Origin of the sequence: Streptosporangium oxazolinicum (assembly GCF_039537505.1) — a bacterium.
GTDB lineage: Bacteria > Actinomycetota > Actinomycetes > Streptosporangiales > Streptosporangiaceae > Streptosporangium > Streptosporangium oxazolinicum.
In genome coordinates this window covers 96,831-111,114 of the sequence record NZ_BAABAQ010000008.1, presented here as the reverse complement: position 1 = coordinate 111,114, position 14,284 = coordinate 96,831, and the positions used below count along the sequence as shown (strand labels likewise).

Here is a 14,284-nt window from a genome sequence, read left to right as displayed (position 1 = left end):
TTCCGGAAAGACGAACCACGTCGACCCTCAAGACTCATACCGAGTCCCATTCGGAACGAATACCCCTTTCGTGCACTTTTGTGCTCCTGGCAGGGGACGCGCACTCCGAACCCGGCGGACGTTCCCGGTCACAGCACCGGCGGACCTGGGCCGTCGTGTGGCTTCGGCGGGGCGCCGAGGTGACGGACGCGGAGCTCGTCCATGAGCTTCTCGACGGACGCCGGCCCCTCGTCGCGCATGAGCTGCTGCCGGATCCTGAGCTCGGCGCTGCCCTGGCACCAGTCGAGGCCCCAGTTGCCGAGGGCGTAAATGATCGGAAGGGTCTGGATACCGGCTTCGGTGAGGCTGTAGCGAGCGCGCTGCCCCCGCGCCGCGGTGCCGCGGGTGAGGATCCCCGCCTCGACGAGCCGCACGAGGCGGTCGGCGAGGATGTTCGAGGCGATGCCCTCGATCGACCCGGTGAGCAGCACCCGGAAGTAGCGGCGGTCGCCGAAGATGATGTCGCGAAGCACGAGCAACGACCAGCGATCTCCGAGCACCTCGACAGCGGCGTTGATCGGACACCCGGACCGTGGTTCCACGATTCCTCCTTGACAGGTGTTTCGCCCTCAATGTAGTAGTTGCAAAACGCAATCACTATACGGGAAGAGGAGATGATGGGCCACTTCGTATATTGGATGAACGTGTCCCTCGACCTGCGGATCGAGCAGGTTCCGGGAGACAACGGCGCGGGTGAGTGGCTGCGCATCGACGAGGAGCTGCACCGCGAGTTCAACACCCGGGCGCAGGCGCTCGCCCTGATGGTCCAGGGCCGGGTCATGTACGAGACGATGGAGGAATACTGGCCACGGGCGCGCGAGGACGCCTCGCTGCCGGATGTCCTGCGTGAGTACGGCGAGATCTGGACCACCAAGCCCAAGGTGCTCGTCTCCCGCACCCGGCACAGCGCCGGTCACAACACCCGGATCATCGGTGGAGACGACGCGATCGAGCGGCTCGCCGCGCTCCGGGCCGAGACCGACGGCACCATCGGGGTCGGCGGCGCGGCGGTCGCGACGCGGCTTCTCCGGGCCGGGCTGCTTGACGAGCTGCTGCTCTTCACCCACCCGGCGATCCTCGGCTTCGGCAGACCGCTGTTCGACGACTACGACCTGCCGATCGATCTCGACCTGCTTGAGCAGCGATCGTTCGCGCAGGGTGTCACGATGCACCGCTACGCCATCCGCGACGCGAAGGAGGTGGCGCCGTGCTGACGCGAGTCGCGGAGGGTGTCCTGATCCACGAGAGCGAGTTCTGCCAGAGCAACGCCGTTGTCGTACAGGGCGGCACCGGCGTGCTGCTCATCGACGCCGGGGTGCTGGACGACGAACTCGCCTGCCTCGCGAGCGACCTGTCGGATTCGGGCCAGACCGTCGTGGCGGGCTTCTCGACCCATCCGCACTGGGATCACCTGCTCTGGCACCCCGGGCTCGGCGAAGCGCCCCGCTACGGTACGGCCCGCTGCGCGGACACCGTCAGGGATCGGCTGTCGGGCGGGATCGACGCACGCCGGTTCGGCATCCCCGACGAGGTACCGCTGGACCTGCTCGGTCTCATCACCGGCCTGCCCTCGGGCACGGCGCGAATTCCGTGGGACGGCCCCGAGGTCCGGATCATCGAGCATCAGGCACACGCCCCGGGCCACGCGGCACTGTTGATCGAGGAACGCGGCGTTCTCGTCGCCGGTGACATGCTGTCCGATGTCCTGATCCCGATGCTCGATCCGAACGGCACCGCCGACCCGATCGAAGACCACCTCGCCGCGCTACGGCTGCTCGACGGCGTGGCGGACGATGTCGAGGTCGTCGTCCCCGGCCACGGGTCCGTCGGCGGAGCCGATCGGGTACGCGCACGGATCGACCAGGACCGGGCGTACGTGCTCGCCGTGCGCGACGGCCACGATCCCGGCGACCCGAGGGTCGGCCCATCCGCCAGGCCCGGCTGGGAGTGGGTGACCGGCGTGCACGAACGGCAGCTCCAGCGCTTCGCCCGAAGAGGCGAACGCGACGGAACGCCCGGCTAGTGCTGCGTTCCTCTGTCGACCGGCCCCTGTCGACCGGCCTCCGTCTCGCGGTCGTCGATCGAACGGTCGTCGATCGAACGGTCTCCGATCATGCGGTCGTCGATCGAACGCAGGACGGCGTCCGGGATGACGAGGTCGGCGCGGGGACGGGTGGTGGCGATGAGGTCGGCGTTGCGCTGGTCGGTTCCCAGAGCCCAGGCCACGGCGGCGTCGGGAGCCTTGCCGAAGCGCTCGTGCCGGGCGACGAGGCGGCGCACGCGCTCGTCCGAATCGAGGTCGCAGTACCAGACCTCGTGCAGCCCGGCCCGCACGCGTGTCCAGTCGCCGCGGTCGAGCAGCAGGTAGTTCCCCTCGGTGACGACGAGCCGGGCGGCCCGGGGGACCGGGATGCTGCCCGCGATCGGCTGTTCCAGGTCGCGCTCGAACGCGGGCGCGTAGACCACGTCGTCCTCGTCCTCCCGCAGGCGGCGGAGGAGGGCCGCGTACCCGGCGGCGTCGAAGGTGTCCGGGGCGCCCTTGCGGTCGCGGCGCCCGAGCCGGTCGAGCTCGACGTCGGCGAGGTGGAAGCCGTCCATCGGCACGTACGCCACCCACTCCCGCTCCGGCAGGCCCTCGGGAGGCACCGGCCGCAGCAGGCGGACCAGGTGCTCGGCGAGGGTGGTCTTGCCCGCCCCCGGGCCTCCGGTGACGCCGAGCAGCGCGCGGCGCCCCTCTCGGACGAGGGAGCGGGCCCGGATCACCAGGTCGTCGAGGGATGTCATCGGGGCAGGCCGCCCCGAACCGGGACAGCCGAGGGGATCGTCATCTGAACGAACGTAGCCGAGCCGCCCGCCGACATCCAGAGCGGCCCGTACGCGCCGGTGGCGTGGTGCAACACTTTCCAGCCCTTCGACGTCTATGCGGTGACGATGGAGAAGGGACGGCATGTGAGTGACGAACCCGGTTTCGACGGTTTCGTAGCCGAAAGGAGTGAGGCGCTGCTCCGCTACGCGTACGTCCTGACCGGCAACCCGCACGACGCCGCCGATCTCACGCAGGAGGCGCTGACCCGGTTACGCGACGCCTGGCCGAGGGTGCGGCACAAGACCGACGCGCACGGCTACGCCCGGACGACGATGGCGCGGCTGCACATCAGCATCTGGCGGCGGCGCAGGCACGAGCATCTCACCGGGGAGCCGCCCGAACGGACCTGGGAGGCGGTCTTCCCCTCCGAGGAGGACCAGGGACTCTGGCGGGAACTGGCCGCGCTGCCCCGCAGACAGCGCGCCGTGCTGGTGCTCCGCTACTACGAGCAGCTGACCGACGCCGAGATCGCCGAGGTGCTCCGCATCTCCCCGGGGACCGTGCGCAGCCAGGCCTCCCGCGGCCTGGACAAGCTGCGCTCCGCCCTCTCCACCTCACCGGCGGCCTACGGGAGCGCGCGATGACCGACATCGAAGACAAGCTGAGCCGCGTCCTGGCCGGAGCGGCGAACCAGGTACCCGAGCGGGCGCGGGTCAGGCTGTCGGCAACGGTCAGGGCACGCCGCCGCCCCCGGCGGGCACCCGCCGCACTGCTCGCGGCGGCGGCCGTGGTCGTGGTGGCCGGTGGGGCGGGTACGGCGGTGCGGACCCTGGGCTCGTCGGCCGTGCGGCAGCCCGCGGTGAACGCCACGGGCACGCAGGGACCGATGCCACAGTCGACCTCGCTACCGGAGGAGAAGCTGCCGCCGCCCATCGAGCGGATATGGCCTCGGGCCCTGCACAAGATCCCCGCCAGGCTGCCCGACGGCCGCGTCTACTACCCGCAGTCGCTTCTCGACGACCGGACGTTGATCGTCACGACGGGAGCGGGCGACGGGGCGAAGCAGTTCCTGTGGAGCTACGACCTGGAGAACGGCGGGTCCCGGCGGATCGCCGAAATCCCGACCAGGAACTCGACGCTCTACGCCGAAGACGTCACCGCCGGCGGCGGGGACATCGTCTGGTGGGCGTCGTACAGGGAATCGGGCAGGCAGCGGGTCGCCCGGATCTGGACGGTGCCCGCCGTCGGCGGCACCCCTCGGAAGGTGGCAGACGTCCCGCTGGAGAACGTCATGAAGAAGGGCCACATCAGGGCACTGGAGGTGGTGGGCCGGGACGTGGTCTTCTCTCGCGAGAGCGGCGGGGTGTACCGGGTGCCGCTGCGCGGCGGCGAGCCCCGGGCGGTTCCGGGCACCGAGGGACAGCACCTCCTGCGGTGGCCCTGGGCGGGCCGCCACCTCAAGCAGGCCGCCTTCGCCGAACTGTTCAACGTCAAGACGAGGGAGCGGCGTGACGCCGTGATCAGGCCCGGCGAGAACTTCGTCAGGTGTGGCGTCGCGCGGTGCTACGGCCATGGCCCGGCCAACGGGCCCGGCCCACGCGCCTTCGTCCGCGAGCGCGACGGTTCCCGGGAGCGGGCGCTGCCTCCCGAGGTCCAGATAAACGACGATCCCGGCCTGGATCGGTTCTACAAGAGGATTTTCAGGCGAGGTATCGCCCTCTACGACGTGGTCACCGGCACGTCCGCCGATCTGGGCGTGCCTCAGGACGGTGGGGGAGGTATCCCCGACGGCGGCGCCGACCGGCTGATGACCTATCAGGTCGGGGAGAAGATGTACGTCGTGGACCTGGCCGCGATCGAGTAAGGGAGGGCCGGGGCTCATACCCGGGCAATCCCCAGGGCCGAGGCCCGCCGAGCTCCCCTCGGCGGGCCTCGCGACCGAAGCGGCCTCGGAACGGACCCGGGACAGCCCCGGAGCGAGCCGACGTCAGCCAAGGCCGCCGGGCTCGGCGGAGAGCCCGGGATCAGCCGGAGTCGGCGTTGAAGGACAGCTCCGAGGTCACCCGGTAGCGGTCGCCGCGGTAGATCGAGCGGGTGAACTCGACGATCCGGCCGCCGACGTCGCGGGTGGTGCGCTCGAAGAGCAGGGCCGGGGCGTGCTGGGGGACGTGGAGGAGCTCGGCCTCTGTCTCGTCGGTCACGGTGGGCTCTATCGTCTGCACGGCGGTGCGGACGTCGACGTTGAAACGTTCCCGCAGGAGCCGGTAGAACGAGCCCGACTCCATGTCGGCCGGGACGAGGCCGCCGACCAGGGCGTACGGCAGGTGGATGCGCTCGATCGCCATGGGCTCGTCGTCGACGACCCGCAGCCGCACGACCCTCAGGACGGGGTCGGCGGGAGAGAGCTGGAGCCGGGTGGCGAGCCGGGCGCCCGCGGGGGTGGAACCGAACTCCAGGATCCTGCTGAGCCAGTTGCCCTCGGCGGGCGGCGCGTAGAACGAGTTGCCCGTGGTCGAGGCGAGTGCCTGGGTGACCCGGTGCGGCCCGGTGAACGTGCCGCGCCCGTGCTCGCGGACGAGCAGCCCCGACATCACCAGATCGTCGATCGCCGCGCGCACCGTGGGCCGGGAGACTCCCAGCTCCTTGCAGAGATCCCGCTCGGAGGGGATCGCCTCGCCCGGCTTCATGTCGGCGATGAAGTCGAGCAGGACGTCGCGCACCCGGTCGCGCTTGAGCCCGGACCTCATGTTTAGAGTCACCACCCCACCTTACCAAGATCTTACCTATTTGTTACCTGTCATCCCGGAAAAAACAGGTCTTGACGCCAGAAGTAGCAAGAGCCACCCTATGCGGAGCAAGCCAATTACTTACCAATATCTGACCTCTGGGAGTACCGATGGGGTACCGCCTCCGCGCCACCGCGGCAGTGTTGACACTCGCCGCAGGCCTCACCGCATGCGGCTCCTCCGAGCCGTCCCCCTCCGCGGACTCACCCGGTTCGGCCGGTACCGGGCAGGGCTCCACGAACCTCACCGTGTGGGTCATGCGGGACAGCTTCTCCGACGCCCTCCTCGACCGCTTCCGTACCGACTACCAGGCGGCCCACCCCGGCGTCGCCCTCGACATCCAGATCCAGGAGTGGGACGGCATCGGCCAGAAGGTCACCAGCGCCCTGGCCAGCAACGACGCCCCGGACGTCATCGAGGTCGGGAACACCCAGGTCGCCGAGTACGCCGCCAGCGGCGGGGTGAAGGACCTCACCGACAAGGTCACCGACCTGGGCGGCGGCGACTGGCTGCCCGGCCTCGCGGAACCGGGCAGGATCGACGGACGCCAGTACGGCATCCCGTGGTACGCCGCGAACCGGGTGGTCATCTACAACAAGGACCTGTTCGCCAAGGCCTCGATCACCTCCCCGCCCAAGACCAGGGACGAGTGGCTGGAGGTCACGGCCAAGCTCAACAAGGGCGGCGACCAGGGCATCTACCTGCCCGGCCAGAACTGGTACACCCTCGCGGGGTTCATCTGGGACGAGGGCGGCGACCTCGCGGTCAACGAGGGCGGCACCTGGAAGGGCGGCCTCGGCACCCCCCAGGCACTGGCCGGGGTCGAGTTCTACCGGAAGCTCCAGGCGCTGGGCAGGGGTCCTAAGGACTCCGACGAGGCCAAGCCTCCGCAGGCCGACGTCTTCGCCAAGGGCGACGTCGCCCAGCTCATCTCCGCCCCGGGCGGCGCGGTCGCGATCGAGAAGGCCAACCCGGAGCTCAAGGGCAAGCTCGGTTTCTTCCCGATCCCCGGCAAGACCGCCGACAAGCCGGGCGCGGTGTTCACCGGCGGCTCCGACCTGGTCATCCCGGAGGCCTCGAAGAACCCCGAGGCGGCGTACGAGGTGGTCAAGGCGCTGGCGGGTGAGAAGTTCCAGACCGACATGGCCAAGGAGATGAGCTACGTGCCCAACCGCGTCTCCCTGGCGGGCGTGCTGGACGGCAACGAGGCGACGGCCGCGATGGCCGCGGGCGCCGCCAACGGGCACGCCACCCCCAACTCCCCCAACTGGGCGGCGGTCGAGGCCAAGAACCTGATCAAGGAGTACCTGACCAAGGTGCTCACCGGGGGCGACCCCGCCACCGAGGCCGCCAGGGTGGACCAGGGCATCGCCGAGATCCTCAACACCAAGTCCTGACACCCGCCCGGTGCTCCGGATCCGACACGAGCACCCACCCGGTGCCCCGGATCCAGCACAAGCACCCACTCGATACTCCGGATCCGGCACGGGCACCCGCCCATCGCACCGGCCGCCTGTTGGCGCACCGGTCCACGAGACCCACGCCCACCGCGACCGGTGCACGAGACCCGGCACCGGGCCTCACCCACCGCACCGGCCCGCGAGAAGCCCGCGCCGAATTCCCATCCGTACCGCTCGCCCGTTCCGAGGAGTGCCATGCCCGCTGCCCCCCAGGCCCCGACAGGGCGCCCGACACGGCGGCGCGCCCGCGACCGGGACGCCTCCGCACCCGAGCGCCCCGAACAGCCCAAACAGCCAGGACAATCCGGACAGCCAAGAATGAACGCGACGCTATCCGGGGCGCGGCCGTCACGGCTCACCGGCCTCTGGCCCTACCTGCTGATCGTGCCCACCCTGGCGGGCACCGCCTACCTGCTGCTCTACCCGCTGATCCGCAGCGTCGTCATCTCCTTCCAGCACTTCAGGACCGGCGAGCTGATCCGCGGCGGGGCGGAGTTCGTCGGCCTGGACAACTACGCGGAGGTGCTCGGCGGGGCGGAGTTCTGGGCCGTGGTGCGCAGGACCCTGGTCTGGACGGCCGTCAACGTCGTCCTGATCATGGTCATCTCCACCGCGGTGGCCCTGATGATCGCCCGTCTGGGCCGGGGGATGCGCCTGGCCGTGCTGGGCGGCCTGGTGCTCACCTGGGCCACCCCCGTCCTCGCCGCCACCACGATCTTCCAGTGGCTGTTCCAGTCGCGGCTGGGGGTGGTCAACTGGCTGCTGGTCACGCTGGGGTTCGAGTCCTTCAGGGACTACACCTGGTTCGCCGACGGCACGTCCACCTTCGCCATCCTGGTCGCCCTGGTCGTCTGGCAGTCCGTGCCGTTCGCCGCCCTCACCCTCTACGCGGGCCTGACCACCATCCCCGCCGAACTGTACGAGGCCGCGCGGATCGACGGCGCGAGCGGGCGGCGGGTCTTCACCGCCGTCACCTTCCCCATCCTGCGACCGCTCTTCGGCCTGATCACCTCGCTGGAGGTGATCTGGGTGTTCAAGTGCTTCGCCCAGATCTGGGCGATCAGCAGGGGCGGGCCGGGAGAGGCCACCACCACGCTGCCCGTCTACGCGTTCCAGGTCGCGCAGTCGCTCCACAAGTACGACCTCGGCTCGGCGATCTCCACCCTCACCGTACTGATCCTGATCGCCCTGCTGATCACCCATCTCCGGCGGATGCTCAAGCACGAAGGGGAGGAACTGTGACGACCACCCTCATGTCCAGCCGCCCGGCGCCCGGCCGCCCGGCACTCGCCCGCCCGCTGCGCCGCGCGCCGCTGAACCTGGCGGCCCTGGCCGTGCTCGCCGTCTCGGTCTTCCCCGTCTACTGGATGGTGCTGACCGCGTTCAAGCCCACCCGGGACATCCAGTCGCGGACCCCGACCTTCTGGCCCGCCAACCCCACCCTGGAGCACTTCGCGACCGCGGTGAGCGCGGACGGTTTCTGGACGTTCTGGCGCAACAGCCTCGCCGTCACCGCGAGCGCGGTACTGCTCGCCCTGGTGGTCGCGCTGCTCGCCGCGTTCGCGGTGGCCCGGATGCGCTGGCGCGGGCGCAAGGCGTTCGTCCTGATGGTCTTCATCGCCCAGATGGCCCCCTGGGAGGCACTGCTGGTGTCGATGTTCATCATCGCCCGCGACACCAACATGCTCGACAAGCTGTCGATGCTCACCCTGATCTACTTCATGACGACGCTGCCGTTCACCATCGTGACCCTGCGCGGGTTCCTCGCCGCGATCCCTCCCGAACTGGAGGAGGCCGCGCTGATGGACGGGTGCGACCGGGCCTCGGCCTTCCGCCGGGTGGTCCTGCCGCTGCTCGCCCCCGGCCTGATGTCCACCTGCCTGTTCGGCTTCATCACCGCGTGGAACGAGTTCGCCTTCGCCAACGCGCTGATCATCAAGAACCAGGACGACCGGACCCTGCCCGTCTGGCTCTCCTCCTTCAGCAACGTCTTCGGCACCGACTGGGGAGCCACCATGGCCGCCTCGACCCTCTTCATGCTGCCGGTGCTGCTGATCTTCCTCGTCCTGCAGCGCAGGGTCACCTCGGGAATGATCTCCGGCGCCGTCAAGGGGTGAGCGAGGCGGCGGCGCCCGCCGACCGGCCCCCGAGACCCGCCCCCGGATTCGGAAAATCCATGCCTCCCCACCGGCCGGTCCCCCGGAGGTCCGCCCCCGGACCCGGAAAAACCATGCCCTCCCACCGTCCGTCCACAGGCGTGCCCTCCCGGGGCGCCGCGAAGGGAAACCAACGTGATCATTCCGATGCCACGGGAAGTGGCCGTCGACGGGGGCTCCGTCGCGTACCGGCGGGACCTCCTGCGGCTGATGCCCGACGACCCGTCCCTCGGCGAGGAGGGCTACCGCCTCGACGTCTCCCCCTCCGGCGTCGAGCTCACCTCCGGCGGCCCGGCCGGTCGCTTCTACGGCTCGCGGACCCTCGCCCAGCTGGGGCCGCTGATCCCGTACGGGACGATCGAGGACCGGCCGGGGTTCGCCTGGCGCGGGGTGATGCTGGACGTCGCCCGGCACTTCATGCCCAAGGCGTTCGTCCTGCGCCTCGTCGACCTGCTCGCCGAGCACAAGCTCAACGTGCTGCACCTGCACCTCACCGACGACCAGGGGTGGCGCCTGGAGATCGAGCGCTACCCCCTGCTCACCGAGGTCGGCGCGCGGCGCGGCGGTTTCTACACGCGCCAGGACGTGCGGGAGATCGTCGCGTACGCGGCGGAGCGCTTCGTCACCGTGGTGCCCGAGATCGAGATGCCCGGCCACGCCCAGGCCGCCATCGCCGCCTACCCGCACCTGGGCAACGACCCGTCCCGCGAGGTGGAGGTCTGGTCGGAGTGGGGGATCAGCGAGCACGTCCTCAACCTTGAGGAGTCCACCGTCCGCTTCTGCCAGGACGTGCTCGACGAGGTCCTCGAGCTCTTCCCGAGCCCGTACGTGCACGTCGGAGGGGACGAGTGCCCCACCGCCGAGTGGGAGCGCAGTCCCCGGGCGCGGCGGAGGCTGGCGGAGCTGGGGCTGGCGGGACCCCGGGACGCGTGCGCCTGGTTCATCGGCCGGATGGCCGCGCACCTGGAGAAGCACTCGCGCAAGCTGGTCTGCTGGGACGAGCCGGACCGCGAGCCCACCCCCGGCACGACCGTGATGGTCTGGCGCGACGAGCAGGCCGAGCGCGGCGGCAACGACATCATCCTGGCGCCGCACACGCGGACCTACTTCGACTACCGCCCCTCGGCAGCGCCCTTCGACGACCAGCCCGCCGACCCCGACCGGCCGACCGTCCAGGAGCGCGTCCTCACCCTGGCCGACACCTACGCGTTTGCACCCGACCCGGCCGCGCGGGGCGTGCAGTGCCAGCTGTGGACCGAGTACATGCCCACGCCCGAACGGGTCGAGTTCATGGCCCTGCCCAGGATGTGCGCCTTCGCCGAGGTCGCCTGGGGCTCGTCCGGCGACTACCCCGACTTCCTCCGGCGGCTCGGCCCGCACCTCGCCCGGCTCAGCGCCCAGGGCGTCCGCGGCGGCCCGCTCATCCCCTAGAGACCCGCAAATCCCGAAAACCGGGAAGCACCCAGGAAAGGAAAGAAAGTGCGCAGAAAGCTGTTACTCGGCGGACTCGTGTCCGCCATGCTGCTCGCGCTGGTGGGCGTCGCGGCCAACCCGGCGAGCGCCCAGCAGTCTCTCAGGCTCCAGTACAAGACGAGCGCCACCGGGGCGACCGCCGACCAGGTCGAGCCGTGGTTCAACCTGGTCAACAGCGGCACCTCGGCCGTCTCGCTGAGCGGCGTGAAGATCCGCTACTACTTCAAGTCGGACGCCGGATCGCCGCAGTACCGGTTCGCGTGCTCGTGGGCGACGATCTCCTGCTCCACGGTCACCGGGACCTTCGGGACGCTCTCCCCCGGTACGGCCACCGCCGACCGCTACCTGGAGGTGGGCTTCACCTCGGGGAACCTCGCGGTCGGGGCGCAGACCGGTGACCTGCAGCTGCGCTTCCACCGCGCCGACTGGCAGCGGCTGACCCAGAGCGACGACTACTCCTTCGGCCCGGCCCGCACGACGTACGGCGACTGGACCAAGGTGACCGTCTACCAGAACGGCGCCCTGGTCTGGGGCACCTCGCCCGTGGGCGGTGGCGGCGACCCGACCCCGACCCCCACCCCGACGGTCAACCCTCCCGGGGGCAGCGGGGTGGTGTTCGACGACTTCTCGTACACCAACGCCGACGACCCGAACATCTCCGCGCACAACTGGACCGTGCGCACCAACAGCGGCGGCCCCGGCGTGCCCGGCGCGAGCTGGCCCAAGCAGAACGTGACCTTCCCCACGGTCTCCGGGACGAACAAGGCACTGCAGCTCAAGGCCGTCACCGACGGCACCTCCTCGGGCACCCAGCAGTCGGAGGTGCTGCACCAGCGCAAGTTCCTGGAGGGCACCTACGCGGCCAGGGTGAAGTTCTCCGACACCCCGGTCAGCGGCCCCGACGGGGACCACATCGTGCAGACCTTCTTCACGATCACTCCCCTCGCCGCCGACATGGACCCCAACTACAGCGAGCAGGACTTCGAGTATCTGCCCAACGGCGGCTGGGGCGAGCCCGCCAACATCATGTACGCCACGTCGTGGGAGACCTACCGCAACGAACCCTGGCAGGCGGTGAACGTCCACACCGAGGTCAGGCAGAGCTACGCGGGTTGGCACGACCTGGTCCTCCAGGTCTCCGGCGGCCAGATCAGGTACTACATCGACGGCGCCCTCTTCGCCGAGCACGGCGGCGACTACTACCCGGAGACGGTGCAGTCGGTGAACTTCAACCTCTGGTTCATCAGCGGCGGCCTGGTCGGCAGCTCGACCTCGCGTAACTACGTCCAGCAGATCGACTGGTTCTACCACTCCAAGAACGAGGTCGTCGCCCCCGCCACCGTCCTGAGCCGCGTCAACAACTACCGCTCCGCCTCGACCGCCTGGGTCGACACCGTCCCCAGCTCCTAACCGCCCTCCCGAGTACGAGTACGGCCCGCGTCCTCCCCCGGCGCGGGCCGTACGGCTTCCTCCTCCTCGGGGACCGGCGCCCGGAGGGTGCGGACCTGGGGGGAGAGCAGCGCCGCGAGCGTGGCTGCCACGACGAGAGCGGAGCAACCGAGAAGGGCCGTACCGAGACCGACGGCGGCGGCGACGGGACCGGCGACGAGGATGCCGAGGGGTGCCAGGGCGAGGGACCCGAACCAGTCGTAGGAGCTGACGCGGGAGAGCGCGTCGGGCGGCACCTCGCGCTGCATGGTGGTGGTCCACAGCACGCCGAACACGTCCCCGGCCACCCCTGCGGCGAACATCGCGACGACGATCGTCCACAGCGGCGCCCCGGCGCCGAGGAGCGCCATCGGCAGCGCCGTGGGAAAGGTGGCCAGGACCGCGAGGAGCATGGGCCGCCGGGGCCGCAGGCGCGCGGCGAGTCCCGCTCCCGCGACGGTCCCCAGCGCCTGGGCCGCGACGATCAGCGCCCAGGAGCTCGCCCCGTCCAGGTCCCGTTCGGCGATCAGAGGGCCGAGCACGCCGACGTTCGCCCCGACGGCGGCGACGACGAAGGCGTACTGCAGCACCACGACCCACAGCCACTGGTGTGAGACGAACTCCCGCCAGCCGTGCCGCAGGTCGGACCAGCCGGATCCCGCGGACACCCGGAGGCGGCGGGGCAGGCGCATGGCGCGGATCAGCGCGGCGCTGACGAGGAACGAGACGGCGTTGAACGCCAGGGCCCACCCGGCGCCGACCAGCGCGACGACGACGCCGGACAGCGCCAGCCCCAGCACCATCGCGCCGTTCCTCGCGACCCCGAGCAGGGCGTTGGCCTCCTGCAACCGCTTCCTGGGGACGACCTCCGGCACCACACCGGTCATCGCCGGTGCGAACAACGCGGTGGCCACCCCCGCGAGGGTCGCCAGCAGCGCCACGGCGGGGATCGGCGCGTCGCCCGTCAGGAGCATCACCGCCAGCCCGCCGTACGCGGCGGTGCCCAGAACGTCGGCGATCACCATCAGGCCGGACCGGGAGAACCGGTCGGCCAGCACACCGCCGACGAGGATGAGCAGCAGCTGCGGCACGGCCTGGCACGCCAGCACCAGCGACAGCTGCGCGGGGGTGCTGCCGGGAATCGCGAGCACGCCGAACGCGAGGGCCACCCGGGCGAACCCGTCACCCAGCACGGAGATCGTCCGAGCCGAGGCGAGCAGGACGAAGCGCCTCTCTCTCAGCAGGAGCGCGGTGGGAGAGGACGTCGCCATGTCACATCAGCGTAGGCGCGAAAGCGTCGCCGGTGGCATACCGGGAAGACCGGCTGGTCCGAGGTATGAACGGCGGGCCGTACACGACGTGGAGAAAGGGCGAGGTCGAAACAGCCGAGAGAAGACGGCGGGGGAAAACCGGCGGGGCGGGGTCAGGACGGCTGCGAGGAGGCGGCGCGGAGGGTTGAGAGGGTGAACTCGACGGCCTGGCGACCGGCCTTCAGTGTCTCCTCCGGTGAGGCGCCGTTGCTCATGCTGACGAAGGCGGCGAGCTTGCCCCCGCCGACCACCGCGCCGACGACCGCCGACGCCTCGACGAGGCTCAGCTCCTCCGGGAACGCCCGGTGCAGGGCCTCGGCGAGCTCCCGCTGGCTCTCGAAGAGGAGCAGCAGACCGCGCGCCCGCAGCGAGGGGACGGTCATGACGAGGTGGTTGGCCGGGCCTATCTCGCGCTGGAGCTGCTCGTCGAGGGCGAACATGGAGAAGCCGGAGGTGACGGCGCGGGTCAGGAGGTCGATCGCCCGGTCTCCCGGTCGGGGCTCCGCGATCACCCGCAGCACGTGCTCGATGCCGTCGCGCGAGTTGTGGAAGATCACGTCCTCCTTGCTCGCGAAGTAGCTGAAGAAGGTGCGCGTCGAGACGTCGGCGGCCGTGGCGATCTCCGAGACGGTGGTCTGCTCGTAGCCCTTCTCCATGAAGAGCTCGAAGGCCGCGGTTATGAGCGCGTGCCGGGTGCGGAGCTTCTTGCGTTCACGCAGTCCCGGGGTCTCACTCATGCGGGCAGCCTAATGCATCAGACCATACTTTGCACGTATTGTAATTTTGCATTTGATGTAGTTTTCTGGATGGGACGAAGCGCGTCGCT

General features: G+C 70.2%; 14 protein-coding genes. 9 read left to right on the top strand and 5 right to left on the bottom strand.

Annotated elements, in window-relative coordinates; translation table 11 throughout:
- Positions 1-128: 128 nt before the first annotated feature.
- Entirely contained in the window at positions 129-581 is a 453-nt protein-coding gene (locus tag ABD817_RS21900) for a winged helix-turn-helix transcriptional regulator (RefSeq protein ID WP_344919937.1), read from the bottom strand.
- 96 nt (positions 582-677) lie between these two features.
- Between ABD817_RS21900 and ABD817_RS21895 the strand changes: the two genes are divergently transcribed.
- Positions 678-1,253 (top strand): dihydrofolate reductase family protein, encoded by a 576-nt coding sequence (locus ABD817_RS21895; RefSeq protein ID WP_344919935.1) that lies wholly within the window; start codon positions 678-680, stop codon positions 1,251-1,253.
- A complete protein-coding gene (locus ABD817_RS21890) occupies positions 1,247-2,062 on the top strand; it encodes an MBL fold metallo-hydrolase (protein ID WP_344919934.1) in 816 nt (271 codons plus the stop codon). Before ABD817_RS21895 ends, ABD817_RS21890 begins: the two co-directional genes overlap by 7 nt.
- On the opposite strand, the gene ABD817_RS21885 is transcribed toward ABD817_RS21890, so the two are convergent.
- Positions 2,059-2,823: a nucleoside/nucleotide kinase family protein gene (locus tag ABD817_RS21885; RefSeq protein WP_344919933.1), complete on the bottom strand. Its 765-nt coding sequence runs from the start codon at positions 2,821-2,823 to the stop codon at positions 2,059-2,061. The two genes, ABD817_RS21890 and ABD817_RS21885, sit on opposite strands and share 4 nt — an antisense overlap.
- A gap of 165 nt (positions 2,824-2,988) precedes the next feature.
- Here ABD817_RS21885 and ABD817_RS21880 point away from each other — a divergent pair, with 165 nt between their 5' ends.
- Entirely contained in the window at positions 2,989-3,489 is a 501-nt protein-coding gene (locus tag ABD817_RS21880; RefSeq protein WP_344919932.1) for a SigE family RNA polymerase sigma factor, read from the top strand.
- Positions 3,486-4,709 carry a TolB family protein gene (locus tag ABD817_RS21875; protein ID WP_344919931.1) on the top strand — a complete coding sequence of 408 codons (1,224 nt, stop codon included), beginning with the start codon at positions 3,486-3,488 and terminating at the stop codon, positions 4,707-4,709. The genes ABD817_RS21880 and ABD817_RS21875 overlap by 4 nt, the downstream gene beginning before the upstream one ends.
- A 160-nt stretch (positions 4,710-4,869) precedes the next feature.
- Here the strand turns inward: ABD817_RS21875 and ABD817_RS21870 are convergent, their stop codons facing one another.
- On the bottom strand, positions 4,870-5,604 hold the full coding sequence (locus ABD817_RS21870) for a GntR family transcriptional regulator (protein WP_344919930.1): 735 nt from the start codon (positions 5,602-5,604) through the stop codon (positions 4,870-4,872).
- Positions 5,605-5,888: 284 nt separating this feature from the next.
- Between ABD817_RS21870 and ABD817_RS21865 the strand changes: the two genes are divergently transcribed.
- The 5 genes from ABD817_RS21865 (at position 5,889) to ABD817_RS21845 (ending at position 12,130) form a co-directional block, all read left to right on the top strand.
- Positions 5,889-7,028, top strand: a complete 1,140-nt coding sequence (locus ABD817_RS21865; RefSeq protein ID WP_344919929.1) for an extracellular solute-binding protein — start codon at positions 5,889-5,891, stop codon at positions 7,026-7,028.
- Between the two features lie 381 nt (positions 7,029-7,409).
- Positions 7,410-8,333: a carbohydrate ABC transporter permease gene (locus ABD817_RS21860; RefSeq protein ID WP_344919928.1), complete on the top strand. Its 924-nt coding sequence runs from the start codon at positions 7,410-7,412 to the stop codon at positions 8,331-8,333.
- Positions 8,330-9,208 (top strand): carbohydrate ABC transporter permease, encoded by an 879-nt coding sequence (locus ABD817_RS21855; RefSeq protein ID WP_344919927.1) that lies wholly within the window; start codon positions 8,330-8,332, stop codon positions 9,206-9,208. The genes ABD817_RS21860 and ABD817_RS21855 overlap by 4 nt, the downstream gene beginning before the upstream one ends.
- Positions 9,209-9,382: 174 nt before the next feature.
- Complete coding sequence (locus ABD817_RS21850) at positions 9,383-10,678, top strand: beta-N-acetylhexosaminidase (RefSeq protein WP_344919926.1); 1,296 nt, start codon at positions 9,383-9,385, stop codon at positions 10,676-10,678.
- Positions 10,679-10,726: 48 nt separating this feature from the next.
- Positions 10,727-12,130, top strand: a complete 1,404-nt coding sequence (locus ABD817_RS21845; protein ID WP_344919925.1) for a cellulose binding domain-containing protein — start codon at positions 10,727-10,729, stop codon at positions 12,128-12,130.
- On the opposite strand, the gene ABD817_RS21840 is transcribed toward ABD817_RS21845, so the two are convergent.
- Positions 12,127-13,419 carry an MFS transporter gene (locus ABD817_RS21840; RefSeq protein ID WP_344919924.1) on the bottom strand — a complete coding sequence of 431 codons (1,293 nt, stop codon included), beginning with the start codon at positions 13,417-13,419 and terminating at the stop codon, positions 12,127-12,129. The two genes, ABD817_RS21845 and ABD817_RS21840, sit on opposite strands and share 4 nt — an antisense overlap.
- Before the next feature lie 152 nt (positions 13,420-13,571).
- Positions 13,572-14,195 carry a TetR/AcrR family transcriptional regulator gene (locus ABD817_RS21835; RefSeq protein ID WP_344919923.1) on the bottom strand — a complete coding sequence of 208 codons (624 nt, stop codon included), beginning with the start codon at positions 14,193-14,195 and terminating at the stop codon, positions 13,572-13,574.
- Positions 14,196-14,284: the final 89 nt, after the last annotated feature.